This window comes from Polaromonas sp. YR568 (genome assembly GCF_900116715.1).
Taxonomy (GTDB): Bacteria; Pseudomonadota; Gammaproteobacteria; order Burkholderiales; family Burkholderiaceae_C; genus Polaromonas.
Map to the genome: position 1 here is coordinate 73,092 of NZ_FPBM01000012.1, position 20,044 is coordinate 93,135.

The following is a 20,044-nucleotide window of genomic DNA, read 5'->3' on the forward strand; positions in this document are numbered from 1 at the left end:
AAAGGGCACAAAGCAAAGACGTGCAGCCGCAATGCGCCAGATACACTTTGCATCATAAGAGCCTCATGTGACGCTCAGAACGGTTTTTTTCATGAAGCCCACCCCCAAAAACACCCCCTCTTCAGCGCAGCCGCCCGCCCAGGGCTTCCTCGAAACCGAAGACTTTGACGAACTCGACGCCATCCTTGATGAGCTGCGCACCCGCTATGACGAAACACCGCAGTGGGAGTTTTGCGAGGGCTTTATGGCCGCCGTGATCTGCTCGCGCCGCCCCATGGAGGCCAATGAATACCTGCCTGTGCTGCTCGCCGTGCCTGCGGAAGGCGAAGCGCCGGACCCGGAAGGCGGCTCATTTGCCGGCGATGCACAACGTGAGCGCTTCCTCACACTCTGGAACCGGCGCTGGAATGAAGTAGCCACCGCGCTGGACGCCGAGGTCGACTCGCTCGAGGACGACAACTGCTACCACCCCGAGGTGATGGACATACGCGGCGCCGTGGCCGACATGCCGGCCGAGGAGCGCAGCGCCTTCAAGGGCGAAGACCTGCCGGCTTTTGCTCAGGTGTGGGCGCTGGGCTTTATGTTTGCGGTTGAAAGCTGGCCCGATGAATGGATGGCGCCGCGCGACAAGGACGCCGCCAAATGGCTGGACGGCGCCCTGCAAGCCGTCGTCGCCATGACGGAAGACGACAGCGCCGCGCCCGAAGTGTCACCCCTGAGCGAAGACGGCGCGCCCAGCACCAGCATTGCCCGCCTCAACGCCTTCGGCGAGGCGATCTGGGCGGTGTATGACCTGCGGGAACTGTGGAAGACGCTGGGCCCCAAGGTCGAGACCGTGCGGGTGGAGGCCACGCCTGGGCGCAACGACCTTTGTTATTGCGGCAGCGGGAAGAAATACAAGAAGTGCCACGGGGCGGGCTGAGGAGCCCCGGCGGCGCCTCTTAAATCTCGATCTTGCTGCCGAGCTCCACCACCGAGTTGTTCGGCAGGTTCAAAAAGTCCGCCGCGCCGCTGGCGTTGTGGTGCATCTGCGCAAACAGCTTTTCGCGCCACGGGGCCATGCCGCTGCCGATGGTCGGGATGACGGTGTCGCGTGAGAGGAAGTAGCTGGTCGTCATGGACTCCAGCTCGCAGCCGCGGCCCTTGATCTGCTGCAGCGCCTTGGGCAGGTCCAGGTCGTTCTTGAAACCGTAGTGCACGTTGACCTGCCAGCAATCGTGGCCCAGTGACTCGATCTCCAGGCGCTTGTTCATGCCTATCCAGGGGATCTCGTGGTTGCGCACCGTCACGAACAGGTTTTGCTCGTGCAGCACCTTGTTGTGCTTGAGGTTGTGCAAGAGCGCGTTGGGCACGCTGCCAGGTTCGGCGGTCAGGAACACCGCCGTACCCTCAACCCGCGCGGGCGGGCTGACGAAGACGGCGTCGAGGAAGCTGGGCAGGTCGATCGCATCGGCGCGCAGCTTTTCATTGAGCAGGTGCCGGCCTTCCTTCCAGGTGATCATCAGCGTGAAGACAGCGCCGCCAATCACCAGCGGGAACCAGCCGCCCGCAAACAGCTTCATCAGGTTGGAGGCAAAAAAGGCGAAGTCGACCACAAAGAAAACGCCGGTGGCGGCGATGCACAGGCCCAGCGGGTACTTCCAGCCGTAGCGGATCACATAGAAGGTCAGGATGGTGGTGATCAGCATGTCGGTGCAAACCGCGATGCCGTAGGCTGCGGCCAGATTGCTCGACGAGCGGAACATCACCACCGCCAGCACGATGGTGATGAAGAGCCCCCAGTTGACGAAGGGCATGTAGATCTGGCCGGTGTCGCGCACGCTGGTGTGCTGGATGTTGAGGCGCGGCAGATAGCCCATCTGGATGGCCTGCTTGGTCACGCTGAAGGCGCCGGTGATCAGGGCCTGCGAAGCGATCACCGTGGCCATGGTGGCCAGGCCTACCAGCGGCAGCAGGGCCCACTCGGGCGCCATCAGGTAGAACGGGTTCTTCACGGCGGCCGGGTTGCTGATGAGCAAGGCGCCCTGGCCGAAGTAATTGAGCACCAGCGAAGGCATGACCACCGAGAACCAGGCCAGGCGGATCGGCTTTTTGCCGAAGTGGCCGAGGTCGGCGTACAGCGCTTCGGCGCCTGTCACGCACAGCACCACGGCGCCCAGGATGATGAAGGTGGTGCCCGGGTTGTGCCACATGAACATCACCGCGTAATGCGGGCTGAGCGCCACCAGGATTTCAGGGTGGTGCACGATCTGCGAAATGCCCAGCAGCGCCAGCACGCCGAACCAGATCAGCGTGATGGGCCCGAAAAACCGGCCTATGCCGGCCGTGCCGTGCTTTTGCACCGCAAAGAGGGCAAACAGGATGACGAGGGTGATCGGGATCACGCCCTGCTTGAAGGCGGGTGAGACGACTTCCAGGCCTTCAACCGCCGACAGCACCGAGATGGCCGGTGTGATGACGCCGTCGCCGTAGAAAAGAGATGTGCCGAAAATGCCCACCACGAGCAGGGTGCGGCGCAGCTGGGGCTTGTCTTTCACCGCGGTGGAGGCCAGCGCCAGCATGGCGATCAGGCCGCCTTCGCCGTTGTTGTCCGCGCGCAGCACCAGCGCCACGTACTTGATGGAAACGATGACGGTCAGCGTCCAGAAGAAGATGGACAGGATGCCGTAGACGTTGTCGGGGGTAAAGGGAACGTGCCCGGAACCGAAAACTTCCTTGACGGCATACAGGACGCTGGTTCCGATGTCGCCATAGACGACACCAATGGCGCTCAGCGTGAGCGCCGCGAGTGATGATTTTTTACTGGACACAAAAACTTCCCGTCTTTGCGTTTGACCCCCCTTCTAGCGGGCCAAAAGCGGCGGGAATGGTTACCTTTGGGAACGCTATTTTGCGCCCGGGTGCTTAGCTTGCAAGTCGGCGGCCGCCCCTAATTCCAACAAAAGGCTTATTTGTTGCACCGCAACAACTTGTAACAAACGAGCGCCCAATCCTCCGCCTGACAGGCCGCAAGGCACCCGGTTCAGCCTGCTACTTTTTCCATAGCTGGCCACGCGCACTGGCCGTGGGCGCAAGCCGTATGTACGACACAAGTTCACGGGGAAACGCCGCCAGGGCGGGAAAGCCGGGTAAGATGAGAATAGTTCTCATTAATATCCAGCCATTCTCGTCTTTCACCCAGTCCCACCATGTTGCGCGAAGTTGTTCAGGAGCTGCTTGCCGCCTACCGGGATTTGCGCCGGCACCTGGCGCACGAGCTGCGCAACCCCGACGACGCGGCGGACATTGCCCAAAGCAGCTTTGAGAAGGTCTACACCCGCGCCAGCGCAACAGCCGGCGGCATGGAGGCCATTGAGTTTCCGCGGGCGCTGCTGTTTCACACCGCGCGCAACCTCTGCATCGACGCCGGCCGGCATCGCCAGACCGAACAGGCCTGGCTGGCAGCCAGCACGGCTGAGCACCTGGAGGCGGCTGCACCTTCGGCCGAGCAGGTCGCCTCGCAGCGCCAGTTGCTGGCGCGGGTAGCCGCACTGCTGGAGCAACTGCCGCCCCGCCGCCGCGACGTCTTTGTACTGTTCAAGGTCTACGGCTACAGCCGCGAGGAAATCGCCGGGCGCCTGGGCATCACGGAAGCGGCGGTGGCCAAGCATGTGGTGCGCGCCACGCTGGACTGCGCGGCCGGCCTGACTGAACTCGCCAGCCATGGCGCCGCACAACCCGCGGCAATTCCACCAGCACATCACAAACCCCAACTGGCAGGCAGCCATGCAAGCTGACGTGGCCGGCCTGGTGGAACACGCGCTGACGCTGATCGCCAGCGCGGACGTGGGCACGGAGCAGGCCGCCCAGCGGGCGCTGCAAAAACTGGCGCGCTGGCGCGCCGAATCCGCCCGGCACGAAGCGGCCTACCAGGAGGCCGACCGCCGCTGGCGGCTGCTGGGCAATATGGCGCCGGCATTGCGCGAACAGTTCAGCGAACCCCAGTCCCAGCCGACCGCCAAACCAGCCAGCCGGCAGCGCCGCGCGCTGCTGTCGCTGGGCATTGCGGCCGCAGGGGCCGGTGTGCTGGGCTGGCGTTTCTACCTGGACGATTCACAGCCCCGCTTTGCCAGGCACTACCGCACCGGCACCGGGCAATTGCTCGATGTCACGGTGCCGGACGGCAGCCGCATCGACCTGAGCGCGCAGACCGAGCTGTCTGTTGCGCTCTACCGCAGCCGCCGCACGGTGCGGCTCCTGCGCGGCGAGGCGCGCTTTGATGTGGCGCACGATGTGGACAAGCCTTTTGTGGTCACCACGCCCTCTGGCACCGTGGAGGTGCTCGGCACGGCCTTCAGCGTTGCCGAGCGAAGCGGCCTGATGTCGGTGAGCGTGGAGCGCGGCCATGTGCGCGTGCGGCCGGTCTCGGCCGGTGAACCGCTGCCGGCCGTCGATTTGCGCGCAGGCGAGGCCCTGACCCTGCGCGATGGCACGGCCGGCCCGGTTCGCCAGATCGACGTGCTGGACGTGGCGGCCTGGCGCAGCGGCTGGCTGGTGTTTGACAACACCCGCCTCGACGAAGCCCTGCCCGCCATCAACGCCTTCCTCAGCAAGCCTATGGCCCTGGACGCCAGCGCGGCCGCCTTGCGCCTGACCGGGCGCTTTCGCGCCAATGACCCGGCGAGCTTTCTGGCGGCGTTGCCCTCGGTGCTGCCGGTGGCCGTCACGGCGCAGGCCGATGGCGGCATGCGCATTTCCGCCCGCTAGGGCCGGGAAACAGTTGAAAAAAGCTGAAGAAAATTTCGCTAACCCTGTCTCCGTTTTTGCGCATCATCCGTCTTCTACCCGTCAGCCATGCACCGCCGGCCCTGCCGAAGGCGCACAGCCAATAACACCATTGCCCGCAAGCCATGCCTTGCCGGGGACGACGGAAATCTCATGCAGCCACACGGCCTACACAACCTACGCAAGCAGCGTTCGCTCAAAGACCACTTCCGCAAAACCACGCTCATCGCGGCACTGACAGGCGCCGCCATCGGCTCCCTCGGCATGCTGGCCCCGCCCGCCCATGCGCAGGCCGAAGCCGCCGCCTTCGACATCAACCTGCCGGCGCAGCCGCTGGGGCAAGCCCTGGCTGCGCTGTCGCGCCAGACCGGTGTGCAGGTGCTGGCCGCCGGTGAACTCGTAGCCGGCAAAACCGCCGACGCCCTGACAGGCCGGATGACGGCGCAGCAGGCGCTGGCCAGGCTGCTGGCCGGCAGCGGCCTGCAAGTGCGCGCCGTGGGGCAAACGCTGACGGTGGAGCGGGCCGCGCCGGACGCGGCCGAGGGCAACAGCCTGAAAGCCGTCACGGTGACGGCCACCGCAGAGCGCGAGAGCGCCGGCGGGCCGCTGCGCGACTACGTCGCTACTCGCAGCGCAACAGGCACCAAAACCGATACAGCCATCCTCGAGACGCCGCAGTCCATCTCGGTGATAGGCGCGCGCGAACTCGAAGACAAAGGCGTGACAACGCTGACCGACGCGCTGCTGCAAACCCCGGGTGTCAACGTCAACCCCTACGGCTTCGATTCACGCGCGCTCGACTGGGTCATGCTGCGCGGCTTTGACGGCTGGTACACCAGCAGCTACCGCGACGGCCTGGCGCAAAACGTCGGCATCACCTTTCTCGGCGTGCAGACCGAGGTCTACGGCCTGGAGCGCCTTGAAGTGCTGCGGGGCCCGTCGTCGGTGCTGTTCGGCAAAGGCGATGTCGGCGGCGTGGTGAACCGGGTCAGCAAGCTGCCGCAGGCCGATGCGGTGCGCGAGATCACGGTGCAGGCCGGCAGCTTTGACCGCAAGCAGATCGGCGTCGATGTGGGCGGCGCGTTTGATGCCGACGGCAAGGTGCTGTACCGCCTGGTCGGCACCGGCCTGGACACCGGCACGCAGGAGCGCTACCCGAACGGCGTGCGCATGGACCAGCAGCGCCGCTACCTCGCGCCCTCGCTGCGCTGGCAGATCTCCGGCAGCACCTCGCTGGTCCTGCAGGCCGAATACCTGCGCGACGACGCTTCGGACGACGTGCAGTACGTGACGGGCGCCGACGGCCTGCCGACCCGCGTCAAGGAGGGCGACCCGGCCTACAGCCGCATCAAGACCGGCTCCGACGCCGTCGGCTACCAGCTGGAACACCGTTTCGACAATGGCTGGACTTTTCAGCAGAAGCTGCGCCACGCGCGCCGCACGCTCGACAAGCGCCACATTCTTTCGTTCATAGGCGCAACGCCGACCACACTGGACCGGCAGGCCCGGCATGACGTCGAGTCGGTCGACGAGACCGCCGTCGACACCTCGGTGCAGGGCACCGTGACAAGCGGTGCGCTGTCGCACCGGCTTCTGTTCGGCATCGACGCAGACCGCAGCCGCGCCCAATGGCGCCGCTCGCAGGACATGACCAGTTCGCTCGATCTGTCGAACCCGGTGTATGCCGGCGGCATCGCCGACCCGGCCACGCAGGTCGCCGACACCGAGCTCACGACCACCCAGTGGGGCCTTTATGCGCAGGACCAGATCAAGATCGACCCGCGCTGGACCCTGACCGTGGGCGCGCGCCACGACACCGTCAAATCCGACAACAACGACCGCTTCAACGCAACACGCACGTCACGGACCGACCGCGTCACCAGCGGCCGGGTCGGGCTGAACTACCTCCTCGGCAACGGCTGGTCACCTTATGTGAGCTATGCCGAATCGTTTGTGCCCAACGTCGGCGTGGATGCGGCCGGCGCCACGTTCCAGCCGAGCTACGGCAAGCAGGTCGAGGCCGGTATCAAGTACATCCCCGAAGACGGCTCGGTGTCGTTTACGGCCGCGCTGTTCAACCTCGAAAAGACCAACGTCGTGACCTACGACCCGACAAGCTTCGAGGCACGCCAGATCGGCAAGGTGCGCTCACGCGGGATCGAGCTTGAAACAAAAGCCAGACTGTCGCAGCGCCTGCGCCTGACCGGCTCACTGACACTGCTCGACCTCAAAGTGCTGGCCAGCGCCGACCCGGCCGAAATCCAGAAGATGCCCGTCCTCACACCGAAACAAACGGCGTCGGTCTGGCTCGACTACCTGTTCACCGGCGAGGAACTGCGCGGCCTGAGCATAGGCGGTGGTGTGCGTTACGTCGGCAAGCGCTGGAACGACACGCCCAACACCTCGTCGGAGCCGGGCTACACGCTGGCCGACCTTGCGCTGCGCTACGACACCGGCCCATGGCGTTTCGCGATCAACGTAAACAACCTGTTTGACCGGCGCTACTTCAGCGGCGTGTCCTACGGCAGTTACTTCCGAGGCAACGAGCGCAACGTGCTGCTGACGGCACGCTACCGGTTCTGACATGCGCCAGGCATTCGTCGCTCTCCATCGCTGGGCAGGCCTGCTGATCGCGGGCTTTTTGTTCGTCTCCGGCGTGACCGGGGCGGTGATTTCCTGGGACCATGAACTCGACGAGTGGCTGAACCCGCAGCTCACCGATGCACGTTCGGCAGGCCAGCCGCTGCCGTCGCTGGAACTGGTCCGGCAGATCGAGGCCCGGCACCCGCAAGTGCAGGTGACTTTTGTGCCGCTGGCCCCTGAGCCCGGCCACTCGCTGGCTTTTGGTGTCGACGGCCGCGTTGACCCGGCCACAGGCAAGCTGGTCAAACCCGGCTTCAACCAGGTGTTTGTCGACGCCGCGTCCGGCGAGGAACTGGGCCGGCGCGAATGGGGCGCCGTGTGGCCGGTCACCCAGGAAAACATCATCTCTTTTCTTTACGTGCTGCACTACAGCCTGCATATGCCCGAGTTCTGGGGCATTGACCGTTGGGGCGTGTGGCTGATGGGTGTGATCGCACTCATCTGGACCGTCGACTGCTTCACCGGCTTCTACCTGACCCTGCCCGCGCGCCGGCGGGCGAAAGAACTGGCACAAGACGAAACCCCCGCACCACCGCAAGGCAAAGGCTGGTGGCAGCGCTGGAAGCCGTCATGGCGCGTGCGCTGGAAGGGCGGCCCGTACAAGCTGAACTTTGACTTGCACCGTGCAGGCAGCCTGTGGACCTGGGCCCTGCTGTTCATCGTGGCCTTCACGGCCTTTTCGCTCAACCTCTACCGCGAAGTGTTTTTTCCGGCGATGTCGCTGGTGTCCCAGGTCACCCCGTCGCCTTTCGATGTGCGCAAACCCGCTGACGAGAATCAGCCCATCATTCCCAGGCTCGGCTTTGCGCAGGTGCTGGGCACCGCCGGCCAGGAAGCGGCAAAGCGCGGCTGGGACGAGCCCGCCGGCTCGGTGTTTTACACACCCTCGTTTGGCGTCTACGGCGTGGACTTCTTTCACCCTGAAGACGGGCACGGCGCCGGTGGTGTGGGGCATCGGCGCCTCTACTTCGACGGCCTGGACGGCCGCGTGCTGGGCGAGCGCGAGCCCTGGAAAGGCACGGCCGCCGACATCTTTGTGCAGGCGCAGTTTCCGCTGCACTCCGGCCGCATTTTGGGCATTCCGGGGCGCATCCTGATCTCGGCCATGGGCGTGGTGGTGGCCATGCTCAGCGTGACCGGGGTTTACATCTGGTGGAAGAAGCGCCGCTCACGCCGCGCAAGCGCTGCGGCCGCAAAGCCAGTTCAGGCCTCGCAGGCAGCGCCGCCTGCAAGCGCCGATGCCGCCATCCGGCCATTGCCTGAAACAGAGGCGGGCCTCAGACGATGAGGCCACCTGCACAGCCACTTGCGCCGGCCCTGACGCCGCGGCTGCAGCAGGTGCTGGCGGTGTTTGAAGCCACCGCCAGCGAGCCACTGACCGCCGACGAGGTCTACCAGCGCCTGCTGGCACGCGGAACACCCGCCAGCCTCTCAGCCGTTTACCGGATGGTGCGGCGCCTGCATGAGGACCGGCTGCTGGCCTGCACACCGGGCAAGCCAGGGTTTGGCGGCGGCAAAAACCTGTTCTGGCTGGTGTTTGTGCCTGGATCCGCCGAAACAGGGTCGCTCTGATTTTGATAGCTGCTTGCACCCGTCTTTATTGGGTCAGAGGTCAAAAACACACTCAAAAAAACTGAAGCGGGCATGAAAAAGCCCCTTTCGGGGCATTCTTCATTGTCGGGCGGCGCCTTCAGTCATAGACCTCGGCGTCCGGGTCGGTGGCTTCCAGCTCATAGCTGGCGGCCAGCATCGCCAGGCGGGCGATCACGCCGTACATATAAAAGCGGTTGGGGCTGCTGGAGCCGGGCTTTTCGCCGGGCTGCGGCAGGCGGCCGCTGTCGGCAAAGGCCAGCGGCACAAAGCTGGCGCCGGGCGCATTGAGGTTTTCGTCCACGCCGCGCTCGGCATGCACGCGGTAAAAGCCGCCCACCACATAGCGGTCCATCATGTAGACCACGGGTTCGGCCACCGCCTCATTGACGCGCTCGTTGGTCAGCACGCCTTCCTGGATGATCACTTCAGACAGCGCCTGGCCGTCTTTTGTCGTGCTCATCTTGTTCTTGGTCTTGCGGTTCAGGACGTCCAGGTCCTTCACGTCGCGCACCGTCATGATGCCCATGCCGTAGGTGCCGTTGTCGGCCTTGACGACGACAAACGGCTTTTCATTGATGCCGTATTCCTTGTACTTGCGCTTGATCTTGGTCAGCAGCGCATCGACGTTGGTGGTGAGGCACTCCATGCCGGTGTTCTCGGCGAAGTTGACTTCGCCGCACTGGGCAAACATCGGGTTGATGAGCCAGGGGTCTATGCCCAGCAGCTTGCCGAAGCGCTTGGAGATTTCTTCATAGGCCTTGAAGTGGTGCGACTTGCGGCGCACCGACCAGCCGGCATGCAGCGGCGGCAGCAGGTACTGCTCGTTAATGTCTTCCAGGATGCCCGGAATGCCGGCCGACAGGTCGTTGTTCAGCAGGATGGTGCAGGGGTCGAAATCTTTCAGGCCCAGGCGCCGGTCGGTGCGGATCAGCGGCTCGATGGTGATGGTCTCGCCGGTCGGCAGGTTCAGCGTGGTCGGCGCCTTGATCTCGGGGCTGAGCGAGCCGAAACGCACATTGAGGCCGGCTTGGTGAAAGATGCGCTTGAGCTGCAGCACGTTGGAGAGGTAAAAGCTGTTGCGCGTGTGGTTCTCGGGCACGACCAGCAGGTTGCGCGCCTCGGGGCAGATTTTTTCGATCGCGGCCATGGCGGCCTGCACCGCCAGCGGCAGCATCTCGGGCGTCAGGTTGTTCCAGCCGCCGGGGTAGAGGTTGGTGTCGACCGGGGCAAGCTTGAAGCCGGCATTGCGGATGTCGACCGAGCTGTAAAAAGGCGGCGTGTGCTCCATCCACTCCAGCCGGAACCAGCGCTCGATGGCGGGGGTGGAGTCCAGGACGCGTTGTTCGAGTTCGTTGATGGGGCCGTTCAGGGCGGTGATGAGGTGCGGAACCATTCGGCCACTTTCGATGAGGGAATCTGTTATTTACTTCGGTTATATCTGACCGAATTTTAGGGATATTGGGATGGGTTGCCGGGGTTACAAGGGGTAACGCCGCCGCAAGCCATCCAAAAATCCGTCGGCCGGGCTCGCGGCCCGGCATGGCTTCAGGAGCGGACTTCGCCCTGCCCCAGCACCACATATTTGAGGGACGTGAGCCCCTCAATGCCGACCGGCCCGCGCGCGTGGAACTTATCGGTGCTGATGCCGATTTCGGCACCCAGCCCAAACTCGAAGCCATCGGCGAAGCGGGTGCTCGCATTCACCATGACGCTGGCTGAGTCCACCTCGCGCAGAAAACGCTGGGCGTTGATGTGGTCGCGCGTGAGGATGGCGTCGGTGTGGTGACTGGAATATTGGTTGATGTGGGCGATCGCTTCGTCAATACCGGCCACGATCTTGATGCTGATGATGGGCGCGAGGTATTCCTCGTACCAGTCCTGCTCGGTCGCGGCCTTGAGGTTAGCGCCTTTAATGCCGGCCAGGATGCCCTGCGCTTCGACATCGCAGCGCATCTCCACGCCCTTGTCGGCGTAAATCGCGCCGATCTTCGGCAAGAACTGCGCCGCCACACCGCGCGCCACCAGCAAGCCTTCGCTGGCATTGCAGGGGCTGTATTTTTGCGTCTTGGCGTTGTCGGCCACTTTCACTGCCATATCGATGTCGCAAGGGTCATCGACATACACATGGCAGTTGCCGTCCAGGTGTTTGATGACCGGCACCTTGGCATCGCGGCTGATGCGCTCGATCAAGCCCTTGCCGCCGCGCGGGATGATCACGTCCACATACTGCGGCATGGCGATCAGGTGGCCCACGGCTTCGCGGTCGGTAGTGGGCACCAGTTGCACCGCCTCTGGAGGCAAGCCGGCATCCACCAGCGCCTGCTGCACCAGTGCGGCCAGCGCCTTGTTCGACTCAATCGCCTCGGAGCCGCCGCGCAGGATGCAGGCGTTGCCGCTCTTGATCGCCAGCGACGCGGCTTCGATCGTCACATTGGGCCGGCTCTCGTAAATCATGCCGAACACGCCGATGGGCACACGCATCTGGCCCACGCGAATGCCGCTGGGTTGCTCTTTCATGCCGATGATGTCGCCGATCACATCGGGCATCACGGCCAATTGCTCGCAGCCCACCGCAACGGTTTCGATGATTTTGGGGGTGAGCTTGAGGCGGTCCAGCATGGGCCCAGCCAGGCCTGAAGCCGTGGCGCGCTCCAGGTCGCGCTGGTTGGCGGTTTGCAGCGCCGTCAGGTTCTGGCGCAGCAAGGCGGCCAGGTTCAGTAATGCTTTGTTTTTGATAGCGGCTGACGCACGTGCCACCTGGGCAGAAGCGGTTTTTGCCTTGGATCCCAGCGCATTCATCAAACCCGGGACATCGCTGGCGAGGCCGCTGGAAGAAGAAAGGGCTTTGTGGGAGTCAGGCGCGTTCATCGCACCATTTTAGGCTTCTGACGCAAGCCCAGGGCGTTGGGGGCTAAGCCTGCCGCGTGCGGGAAGGCGCCGCACATTGTTCACACACCATGCCCGCCAGCCTGTGCAGCGCCTGCCAGCCGTCGGCCGGCCAGTCGGGTTGCTTCAGGCCCTTGACGATGCCGTCGACCTTGTGGGCGGCGTTCAGCAGGTTGGCCAGGGTGGTGTCGCCGATTTGCGGCAGCACGCGTTCAAATAATTTCTCTTTGATGCCCCAGACGCGGTTTTCGCGCAGCGCCATCGGCATGGGACGCCCTGCTTGAATAGCGTCTTTCACGCGCTTCATGCTGCGGATGTCTTCAGCCAGCGCCCAGTGCACCAGCACTTCGGACTCGCCCTCGGACTGCAGGCCGTCGAGCATGCGCGCCACGCGCACCGACTGGCCGCCCAGCACGGCTTCAGAGAGTTTGAAGACGTCATACCGCGCCACATTGAGTACGGCGTTTTCGACCTGGTCAAAAGTGAGGATGCCGTCGCTGCTGCCGGATTGCGCCGGGTACAGCAGGCCCAGCTTCTGAATTTCCTGGTGCGCGGCCAAAAGGTTGCCTTCCACCCGGTCGGCAAAGAACTGCAGCGTGCGCTGGCCTTCTTCGCCGGCGGCCACGCGCTGGCCCTGTTGCTGCAAACGCTGGGCAATCCACTGCGGCAGGCTGCGGCGGTCTATCGGGTCGAACTTGACGGTGACGCCAAAACTTTCGAGCGCGCCGAACCAGGCGCCCTTGGCCGTCATGCTGTCCAGCCGCGGCAGCATGACCAGGGTGAGGGTGGAATCGTCACCCTGCGCGCGTTCGGCGATCTGCTGCAGCGCGACGGAGCCGTCCTTGCCGGGCTTGCCGCTGGGGATGCGGATCTCAACGATTTGTTTGTCGGCGAAGAGGCTGAGCGAGCCGCCGCTGGCCAGCACCTCGCTCCAGTCGAAATGCGCGCCGGCCACGGTGTGCACCGTTCGCTCGGTGTAGCCCTGCTCGCGCGCCGTACCGCGCAGGGCGTCGGCAAACTCCTGCACCAGCAGGGGCTCGTCGCCGTGCAGGGTGTACAGGCTTTTTAAACCGCGCTTGAGGTGTTCCTGGAGTTGGGCGGGGGCCAGATTCATGACGGGAGTTTAGTTGTTCACAGTTTCGTGGTCGACAGCAGCAAACTGGTCTCGGTATTGGCAATGCCTTCGAGCAGGCGGATGCGGCTCAGCACGCGGTCAAAGGCCTCCAGGCTGTCGGCCTGCAGTTCGGCCACCATATCCCAGCGGCCATTGGTGGTGTGCAGCGCGCTCACGGCCGGGTCGCCGCGCAGGGCGGCCAGCACGGCGTCTGTGCGGTTGCCTTCAACGGCCACGGTCATGAAGGCGCGTATGCGGTGGCCCTCGGCCTGGGGTTTGAGGCGCACGGTGTAGCCGGTGATGGTGCCGCCCGCCTCCAGCTTGGCCAGGCGGTTTTGCACCGTGCCGCGCGAGACGCGCAAGACCTTGGCCAGCGAGGCCACCGACGCCCGGGCGTCGTCGCGCAGCAGGGAAAGCAGTTGGCGGTCGGTGTCGTCCATGGCCTGATTTTATTGTCGAAACGCCAATCAAGACTGGCTATTTGTTCAAAGAAGACATTAATTTGATCAACTTACTGACTTTTCTTTGCCACGAGGGCTGCGGACAATGGAAATCAACATAAAGACCGGGAGCCCCATCATGGTTGACTACATTGGCATTGAGAGCATTCAGAAAATCGTGCGCCAGCGCGGCGCCGCCTCCTTTATCGAAGGCCTGGCCGGCGAGATCGAGCTGGACTACCGGCGCTGGAACGACTTTGACAAGTCGGCGCGCCACGCCATCCACTCGCCCGACGGCGTGATTGAACTCATGCCCACCAGCGACGGCCACCAGTACTCCTTCAAGTACGTCAACGGCCACCCCAAAAACACCGAGTTGGGTTTGCTGACGGTCACCGCCTTCGGCGTGCTGGCCGATGTGGACACCGGCTACCCGCTGCTGCTGTCGGAGCTCACCATCACCACCGCGCTGCGCACAGCGGCCATGTCGGCGCTGGCCGCGAAATGGATGGCCCGCCCGGACAGTCGCGTGATGGCCCTCATCGGCAACGGCGCGCAAAGCGAATTCCAGGCGATCGCTTTTCACCACATGCTGGGCATTCGCGAAGTGCGCTTGTTTGACATCGACGCGGCTGCCAGCGATAAACTGGCCCGTAACCTGCATGCAATGGGCCTGCAGGGCCTGCGCGTGACGATTTGCCAGTCAGCCGCAGAAGCCGTGCAAGGAGCCGACATTGTGACCACCATCACTGCCGACAAACGCAACGCCGTCATCCTGACGCCGGAGATGATCCGCCCCGGCATGCACCTGAACGCAGTCGGCGGCGACTGCCCCGGCAAGACCGAGCTGCACGCCGACATCCTGCTGCGCAAGGACGCGCGCGTGGTGGTTGAGTTTGAGCCGCAGTCGCGCATCGAAGGCGAGATCCAGCAAATGCCGGAAGACTTCAAGGTGGCCGAGTTTGCCGACGTGCTCAAGGGCACGGCCAAAGGGCGCGCATCGCCCGAAGAAGTCACGATTTTTGATTCCGTTGGCTTTGCGCTGGAAGACTATTCGGCCCTGCGCTATTTGCACAAGCTGCAACTGGCCGACGCTGCCAACCGCCGGCAAATCGATTTGGTGCCGCACCTGGACAACCCCAAAAACCTGTTCGGCCTGCTGGCGCCCGCCGCAGCCCCCGCCGCCAAGGCAGCACGCATTTCCCCCACCCCTGAAATGGCCCGTTGATGACCACTTCCGTCGCGCTGATTGGCGCTCCCACCGACATAGGCGCGGGCAGCCGCGGCGCCTCCATGGGCCCTGAAGCCTTGCGCGTGGCCGGCATCCGCGAGGCGCTGCACGGCCGCGGGCTGCAAGTAGTCGACACCGGCAACCTGGCCGGCCCCACCAACCCGTGGCTGCCGCCTGACGAGGGTTACCGGCACCTGGCCGAAGTCACGGCCTGGAACCAGGCGGTGCATGAAGCGATGTACCAGAGCCTGGCAGCCGGCCACCTGCCCATACTGCTGGGCGGAGACCATTGCCTGGGCATCGGCTCAATCAGCGCCGTCGCGCGCCATTGCCGCAACACGGGCAAGACGCTGCGCGTGCTCTGGCTGGACGCGCATACCGACTTCAACACCAACGCCCTCACGCCCACCGGCAATGTGCACGGCATGCCGGTGGCGGTGCTGTGCGGCCACGGCCCGGCCGAGCTCACGAGCATTGGCGGCGCCACGCCCGCCATGAGCCCCAAGGCAATACGGCAAATCGGCATCCGCAGCGTGGACGAAGGCGAAAAACGCTTTGTGCGGCAGGAAGGCCTGGAAGTGTTCGACATGCGCTACATCGACGAGATGGGCATGCGCCACACCATGGAAAAAGCGCTGGCCGGCATGGACGCCAACACCCACCTGCATGTGAGCTTCGACGTGGACTTTCTGGACCCATCCATCGCGCCCGGCGTGGACACCGCCATCAAGGGCGGCCCGACCTATCGCGAAGCCCAGCTGTGCATGGAGATGATTGCCGACACCGGCCTGCTGGGCTCGCTCGACGTGATGGAGCTCAACCCGGCGCTGGACGTGCGCAATGGCACGGCTGAAGTGGCGGTGGATTTGATTGAGAGCCTCTTCGGCAAGAGCACGCTGATGCGGGCTTGATGCCGGGGTAGCGCGGGGTAGTGCCCGCAGCCCGGCTTAAAGCTCCGTCACGGCCGCCAGGCGGCGCATGATCTGCTGGATAACGTCGCTTTGCATGTCGCGGTACAGCAGGGCTTCTTCCGCCTCCTTGGCGAGCACGGCGGATTCGTTAAAGCTGATGTCACGCTGCTGCAGGATTTCGGTGTCGGGAATCAGCTCTTTGCCGGCCAGTGTGCGCAGCTTGAAGCGAAAGCGCAGGCGCAGCTGGAACTCGCGCACCTGGCCCGTGGCATTGAGGCTGAGCACCACCTTCTCACGCTGGTCGCCCAGCACGTCCAGGATCACCTGCGCCTCGTTGATGCGGCGAACGTCGGAGATCACCTCCACCTTGCGGGTGGCCTGCAGCGATCGCCTGAGCTCCACGCCCAGCTGTGAGCTCTCTGAAAGGCTGGAGAAAAGCTTGGTGAAAGCAAAGTTGGGCGCCTTGCGCAGGGCAAAGCCGCAGCCGGCCAGGCTGAGCGCGGCGGCGGAAGCTGCGAGGGTGAGAAGTGCGCGACGCTGCATGGGTGGCCTTGTCTTTCTTTGGAAGAAATTCCGGAAGGGGCTCAGATGACGATGTTGACCAGGCGGCCCGGCACCACGATCACCTTTTTGGCGGATGCGCCTGCGGCCTGCTTGATAAAGACGTCGGACGCCAGAGCGGCTGCCTCGATGGCGGCCTTGTCGGCGCCGGCCGGCACCGTGACGGCGCCGCGCAGCTTGCCGTTGATCTGCAGCACCAGCTCGATCTCGTCTTGCTGCAGCGCCGCTGCATCGACTTCAGGCCAGGAGGCGTCAAGCAGATCGCCGTGCTGCGCCGCATAGCCGAGCTGCGACCACAGCGCGTGCGCCAGGTGCGGCGTGGCCGGGTAGAGGCAGCGCAGCAGGATGCTGAAGCCTTCGTGCAGCGCGGCCGCCGAACCTGCGGATGCCGCGCCCTTGAAGTCTTCCATGGCGTTGAGCAGCTTCATGTTGCCCGACACCACGGTGTTGTATTGCATGCGCTGGTAGTCGTAATCGATCTGCTTGAGCACCGTATGGATTTCCAGGCGCAGCGCCTTGGTTTCCTTGTCATAACCGGCTGCGGCCCCGGCAGATGCCGCGTTACCAGCACCCGAATTCATGGCATGCAGCTTGACGCCGAAATTCCAGACACGGCGCAAAAAGCGGTACGAGCCTTCCAGCGCGGCGTCGTTCCACTCCAGCGTGGTGTCGGGCGGGGCGGTGAACATGGTGTAGAGCCGGGCGGTGTCCGCGCCGTATTTCTCGATCAGGTCCTGCGGATCGACGCCGTTGTTCTTGGACTTGGACATGGTGGTCCAGCCCTCATAGGGCACCGGCAGGCCGTCGGCTTTGGCCGTGGCGGAGATCACCTTGGCGTGCTCGTCGCGCACGATGTCGAGCTCATGCGCCCAGAAGTACTGTTTGCCGGTGGTCGTGCGTGAGAAAGCCTCGTTGAGCACCATGCCTTGTGTCAGCAGCTTGGTGAAGGGCTCGTCGACCTTCACCAGGCCCAGGTCGCGCATCACCTTGGTCCAGAAGCGCGCGTAGAGCAAATGCAGGATGGCGTGTTCGATGCCGCCTATGTACTGGTCCATCGGCATCCAGTAGTTGGCGCCGTCGGCCACCATCTTGCCGTCGTTCTTCGGGTCGCAGTAGCGCATGAAGTACCAGGACGAATCGACAAAGGTGTCCATGGTGTCGGTCTCGCGGCGGCCGGGCTTGCCGCACACGGGGCAGACCACGCCGGCGTGAAAGCCCGCATGCTTGTGCAGCGGGTTGCCCGAGCCGTCAGGCACGCAGTCTTGCGGCAGCACCACGGGCAGGTCTTTTTCGGGCACCGGCACAGCGCCGTGCTCTTCGCAGTGGATGATGGGGATGGGCGTGCCCCAGTAGCGCTGGCGGCTCACGCCCCAGTCGCGCAGGCGCCAGGTGGTCTTCTTTTCGCCCAGGCCCTTGGCCGCCAGGTCGGCGGCCACTGCGTCTACCGCGGCTTTGCAGCCCAGGCCGTCGTATTTGCCCGAATTGATAGTCACGCCTTGCTGCTTGTCACCGTACCAGTCGGCCCAAGCGTCAAGGCTGTAGGTCTGGCCTTTGACGTCGACCACCTGTTTGATAGGCAGCTTGTATTTTTTGGCGAACTCGAAATCGCGCTCGTCATGCGCGGGCACGCCCATCACGGCGCCGTCGCCGTAGCTCATGAGCACATAGTTGCCGACCCAGACTTCGACCTTGTCACCGGTGAGCGGGTGCGTCACGAAGAGGCCGGTGGGCACACCCTTTTTCTCTTGCGTGGCGAGTTCGGCTTCGGTCGTGCCGCCGGCCTTGCTTTCTTCGATGAAGGCGGCGACTTTGGGGCTGGACACGGCGGCGTGCTGCGCCAGCGGGTGTTCAGGCGCCACGGCGCAAAAGGTCACGCCCATGATGGTGTCGGCGCGCGTGGTGAAGACGTACATCTTGCCGTCGCCAATCAGCTTGCCGGCTGCATCCTGAATGTCGTGCGTGAAGGCAAAGCGCACGCCTTCGCTCTTGCCGATCCAGTTTTCCTGCATCAGCTTGACGCGCTCGGGCCAGCCGGGCAGTTCGTGACTGACGCTGTTGAGCAATTCATCCGCGTACTGGGTGATCTTGAGGTAATAGCCGGGGATCTCGCGCTTTTCGACCACCGCGCCGGTGCGCCAGCCCTTGCCGTCGATCACCTGCTCGTTGGCCAGCACGGTCTGGTCAACCGGGTCCCAGTTGACGACTTGGGTCTTGCGGTAGGCAATGCCTTTTTCCAGCATCTTCAAAAAGAGCCACTGGTTCCACTTGTAGTAGCTCGCGTCGCAGGTGGCCACTTCGCGGCTCCAGTCGATGGCCAGCCCCATCGCCTGCATCTGCTTTTTCATGTAGGCGATGTTGTCGTAGGTCCACTTCGCCGGGGGCACGCCGTTTTTCATGGCGGCGTTTTCGGCCGGCAGGCCGAAGGCGTCCCAGCCCATGGGCATCAGGACGTTGTAGCCCTTCATGCGCAGGTGGCGCGTGAGCATGTCGTTGATGGTGTAGTTGCGCACATGGCCCATGTGCAGCTTGCCGCTGGGGTAAGGCAGCATGGAGCAGGCGTAGTACTTCTTGCGGCTGGCGTCTTCCGTCACGCGGTAGGCGTCGGCTGCAGTCCAGTGGGCTTGAGCATCGCGCTCAACGTCGAGGTGGTTGTATTTGTCTTGCATGAAAAACCGGGAAGGCGGAAGAACGGAAAGCGAAAGCGGTAAAGAGGCTGGCAGCGGGGCCGGACAGCCTTGTTGCCGCGAATCCCCGATTTTAGGGGCTGGGCCGCGCCGGGCGGCTTACTTGCCTGGGGCGGCCCCGGGCGGCCCGGGGTCGGCCACAAAGCCGATGCGGCTCAGGCCGGCCTTTTGCGCCACGCCCATCACCTGCACCACCTTGCCGTACACCACACCCTCGTCGGCCCGCAACTGGACTTCGGTATCGGGGTTGCGCCGGGCGGTTTCGGCCAGTTGCCGGGCCAGCTCGTCGAGGTTGAGGGGCTGCTCGTTCAGGAACGCCTGGCCGGTTTTGTCGACCACCAGGGTCACGAACTTCGGCGTGCCGTCGGGCTGGGCGGCATCGGTTTTGGGCAGGCTGAGCGGGATGGTGCTGGCCAGCAGCGGCGCCGTGATGATGAAGATCACCACCAGCACCAGCATCACGTCCACCAGCGGAGTGACGTTGATGTCGCTCATGGGCTGCGGGCCCTGGGTGCGTTCGAGGCGGCCGAAAGCCATGGTCTCAGGCCTTGTGAGCCAGCAACTCACGCAAATCGCGGGCGAAGCCTTCGAGGTCGGCCTCGATGCGGCCTATGTAGCGGCCAAACACGTTGTAGGCCAGCACGGCCGGGATGGCCACCGCCAGGCCTGCCGCCGTCATGATGAGGGCCTCGCCGACCGGGCCGGAGACCTTGTCGATGGTGATCTGGCCGGCCGAGGCGATGCCGACCAGGGCGTGGTAAATGCCCCAGACGGTGCCCAGCAGCCCGACAAAGGGCGCGGTGGAGCCGATCGTGGCCAGCAGCACCTGGCCGAACTGCAGCTTGTGCAGCACGCGGTGCAGGGCGTCGCGCAGCACGCGGGTGAGTTGCTGGGATTTGTCGCCCGCCGAGGCCAGCGTGCCGCCGGCCTGGATGTTTGTCGCGGCGATCAAGGGCAGAACCAGCGCTTCGCGGTCGAAAGCGGCGACTTTTTCGCGGGCCTCCTCGACCGAGGCGGATTGCCAGAAGACGGCCGTGCTGCGCGCCACGTCGCCGCCGGCGCGGTGAAGCAGCCAGGCCTTCCAGAGAATCACGACCCAGCTGGCCACCGACATGGCCAGCAGCAGGATGGCCACCAATTGGCTGACGATACCGCCCTGGGTCATCAGGCTGAAGAAGTCCATCAGCGCTGAACCCCCGCAGCTGCCGTGGCCGGCT

General features: G+C 64.3%; 17 protein-coding genes. 8 read left to right on the plus strand and 9 right to left on the minus strand.

All coding sequences use genetic code 11. The annotated features are described in order from the left end of the window. Positions 1–91: 91 nt before the first annotated feature. Positions 92–922 (plus strand): UPF0149 family protein, encoded by an 831-nt coding sequence (locus BM408_RS20420; protein ID WP_092132374.1) that lies wholly within the window; start codon positions 92–94, stop codon positions 920–922. Between the two features lie 19 nt (positions 923–941). Here the strand turns inward: BM408_RS20420 and BM408_RS20425 are convergent, their stop codons facing one another. Then, positions 942–2,810, minus strand: a complete 1,869-nt coding sequence (locus BM408_RS20425; RefSeq protein ID WP_092132313.1) for a potassium transporter Kup — start codon at positions 2,808–2,810, stop codon at positions 942–944. 378 nt (positions 2,811–3,188) lie between these two features. Here BM408_RS20425 and BM408_RS20430 point away from each other — a divergent pair, with 378 nt between their 5' ends. The 5 genes from BM408_RS20430 (at position 3,189) to BM408_RS20450 (ending at position 8,979) form a co-directional block, all read left to right on the plus strand. After that, entirely contained in the window at positions 3,189–3,776 is a 588-nt protein-coding gene (locus BM408_RS20430) for an RNA polymerase sigma factor (RefSeq protein WP_092132315.1), read from the plus strand. Further along, positions 3,766–4,746 carry a FecR family protein gene (locus BM408_RS20435; protein ID WP_175541860.1) on the plus strand — a complete coding sequence of 327 codons (981 nt, stop codon included), beginning with the start codon at positions 3,766–3,768 and terminating at the stop codon, positions 4,744–4,746. Before BM408_RS20430 ends, BM408_RS20435 begins: the two co-directional genes overlap by 11 nt. A 171-nt stretch (positions 4,747–4,917) precedes the next feature. After that, positions 4,918–7,347, plus strand: a complete 2,430-nt coding sequence (locus BM408_RS20440) for a TonB-dependent siderophore receptor (RefSeq protein ID WP_175541861.1) — start codon at positions 4,918–4,920, stop codon at positions 7,345–7,347. Between the two features lies 1 nt (position 7,348). After that, on the plus strand, positions 7,349–8,695 hold the full coding sequence (locus BM408_RS20445) for a PepSY-associated TM helix domain-containing protein (protein ID WP_092132319.1): 1,347 nt from the start codon (positions 7,349–7,351) through the stop codon (positions 8,693–8,695). After that, a complete protein-coding gene (locus BM408_RS20450) occupies positions 8,692–8,979 on the plus strand; it encodes a transcriptional repressor (RefSeq protein WP_092132321.1) in 288 nt (95 codons plus the stop codon). The genes BM408_RS20445 and BM408_RS20450 overlap by 4 nt, the downstream gene beginning before the upstream one ends. Before the next feature lie 118 nt (positions 8,980–9,097). On the opposite strand, the gene gshA is transcribed toward BM408_RS20450, so the two are convergent. The 4 genes from gshA to BM408_RS20470 all read right to left on the minus strand — a co-directional run bounded on the left by gshA (position 9,098) and on the right by BM408_RS20470 (position 13,440). Next, positions 9,098–10,393, minus strand: coding sequence for a glutamate--cysteine ligase (gene gshA, locus BM408_RS20455; protein ID WP_092132322.1), 1,296 nt, complete (start codon positions 10,391–10,393; stop codon positions 9,098–9,100). 152 nt (positions 10,394–10,545) lie between these two features. Continuing rightward, positions 10,546–11,799 carry a glutamate-5-semialdehyde dehydrogenase gene (locus tag BM408_RS20460; protein ID WP_305790684.1) on the minus strand — a complete coding sequence of 418 codons (1,254 nt, stop codon included), beginning with the start codon at positions 11,797–11,799 and terminating at the stop codon, positions 10,546–10,548. Between the two features lie 112 nt (positions 11,800–11,911). Beyond that, positions 11,912–13,000 (minus strand): DNA polymerase III subunit delta, encoded by a 1,089-nt coding sequence (gene holA / locus BM408_RS20465; RefSeq protein WP_092132325.1) that lies wholly within the window; start codon positions 12,998–13,000, stop codon positions 11,912–11,914. Positions 13,001–13,017: 17 nt separating this feature from the next. Beyond that, on the minus strand, positions 13,018–13,440 hold the full coding sequence (locus BM408_RS20470) for an Lrp/AsnC family transcriptional regulator (protein ID WP_092132327.1): 423 nt from the start codon (positions 13,438–13,440) through the stop codon (positions 13,018–13,020). Between the two features lie 139 nt (positions 13,441–13,579). On the opposite strand from BM408_RS20470, the gene BM408_RS20475 reads away from it, so the two are divergent. Next, a complete protein-coding gene (locus BM408_RS20475; protein ID WP_092132376.1) occupies positions 13,580–14,668 on the plus strand; it encodes an ornithine cyclodeaminase in 1,089 nt (362 codons plus the stop codon). After that, positions 14,668–15,582: an arginase gene (gene rocF, locus BM408_RS20480; RefSeq protein ID WP_092132328.1), complete on the plus strand. Its 915-nt coding sequence runs from the start codon at positions 14,668–14,670 to the stop codon at positions 15,580–15,582. The genes BM408_RS20475 and rocF overlap by 1 nt, the downstream gene beginning before the upstream one ends. A 36-nt stretch (positions 15,583–15,618) precedes the next feature. Here the strand turns inward: rocF and lptE are convergent, their stop codons facing one another. The 4 genes from lptE to BM408_RS20500 form a co-directional block, all read right to left on the minus strand. Continuing rightward, a complete protein-coding gene (gene lptE / locus BM408_RS20485) occupies positions 15,619–16,125 on the minus strand; it encodes an LPS-assembly lipoprotein LptE (RefSeq protein ID WP_092132330.1) in 507 nt (168 codons plus the stop codon). Between the two features lie 41 nt (positions 16,126–16,166). Next, complete coding sequence (gene leuS, locus BM408_RS20490) at positions 16,167–18,809, minus strand: leucine--tRNA ligase (protein WP_092132331.1); 2,643 nt, start codon at positions 18,807–18,809, stop codon at positions 16,167–16,169. A 117-nt stretch (positions 18,810–18,926) separates the two neighbouring features. After that, positions 18,927–19,364 (minus strand): ExbD/TolR family protein, encoded by a 438-nt coding sequence (locus BM408_RS20495; RefSeq protein WP_092132333.1) that lies wholly within the window; start codon positions 19,362–19,364, stop codon positions 18,927–18,929. 4 nt (positions 19,365–19,368) lie between these two features. Beyond that, the gene (locus BM408_RS20500; RefSeq protein ID WP_092132334.1) at positions 19,369–20,010 is read right to left on the minus strand and encodes a MotA/TolQ/ExbB proton channel family protein; all 642 of its coding nucleotides are present in this window, start codon (positions 20,008–20,010) and stop codon (positions 19,369–19,371) included. Positions 20,011–20,044: the final 34 nt, after the last annotated feature.

Coding starts and splice junctions, on each gene's coding strand:
- BM408_RS20420 (WP_092132374.1), top strand. CDS start 92: ATGAAGCCCACCCCCAAAAACACCCCCTCTTCAGCGCAGCCGCCCGCC.
- BM408_RS20430 (WP_092132315.1), top strand. CDS start 3,189: ATGTTGCGCGAAGTTGTTCAGGAGCTGCTTGCCGCCTACCGGGATTTG.
- BM408_RS20435 (WP_175541860.1), top strand. CDS start 3,766: ATGCAAGCTGACGTGGCCGGCCTGGTGGAACACGCGCTGACGCTGATC.
- BM408_RS20440 (WP_175541861.1), top strand. CDS start 4,918: ATGCAGCCACACGGCCTACACAACCTACGCAAGCAGCGTTCGCTCAAA.
- BM408_RS20445 (WP_092132319.1), top strand. CDS start 7,349: ATGCGCCAGGCATTCGTCGCTCTCCATCGCTGGGCAGGCCTGCTGATC.
- BM408_RS20450 (WP_092132321.1), top strand. CDS start 8,692: ATGAGGCCACCTGCACAGCCACTTGCGCCGGCCCTGACGCCGCGGCTG.
- gshA (WP_092132322.1), bottom strand. CDS start 10,393: ATGGTTCCGCACCTCATCACCGCCCTGAACGGCCCCATCAACGAACTC.
- BM408_RS20460 (WP_305790684.1), bottom strand. CDS start 11,799: ATGAATGCGCTGGGATCCAAGGCAAAAACCGCTTCTGCCCAGGTGGCA.
- holA (WP_092132325.1), bottom strand. CDS start 13,000: ATGAATCTGGCCCCCGCCCAACTCCAGGAACACCTCAAGCGCGGTTTA.
- BM408_RS20470 (WP_092132327.1), bottom strand. CDS start 13,440: ATGGACGACACCGACCGCCAACTGCTTTCCCTGCTGCGCGACGACGCC.
- BM408_RS20475 (WP_092132376.1), top strand. CDS start 13,580: ATGGTTGACTACATTGGCATTGAGAGCATTCAGAAAATCGTGCGCCAG.
- rocF (WP_092132328.1), top strand. CDS start 14,668: ATGACCACTTCCGTCGCGCTGATTGGCGCTCCCACCGACATAGGCGCG.
- lptE (WP_092132330.1), bottom strand. CDS start 16,125: ATGCAGCGTCGCGCACTTCTCACCCTCGCAGCTTCCGCCGCCGCGCTC.
- leuS (WP_092132331.1), bottom strand. CDS start 18,809: ATGCAAGACAAATACAACCACCTCGACGTTGAGCGCGATGCTCAAGCC.
- BM408_RS20495 (WP_092132333.1), bottom strand. CDS start 19,364: ATGGCTTTCGGCCGCCTCGAACGCACCCAGGGCCCGCAGCCCATGAGC.
- BM408_RS20500 (WP_092132334.1), bottom strand. CDS start 20,010: ATGGACTTCTTCAGCCTGATGACCCAGGGCGGTATCGTCAGCCAATTG.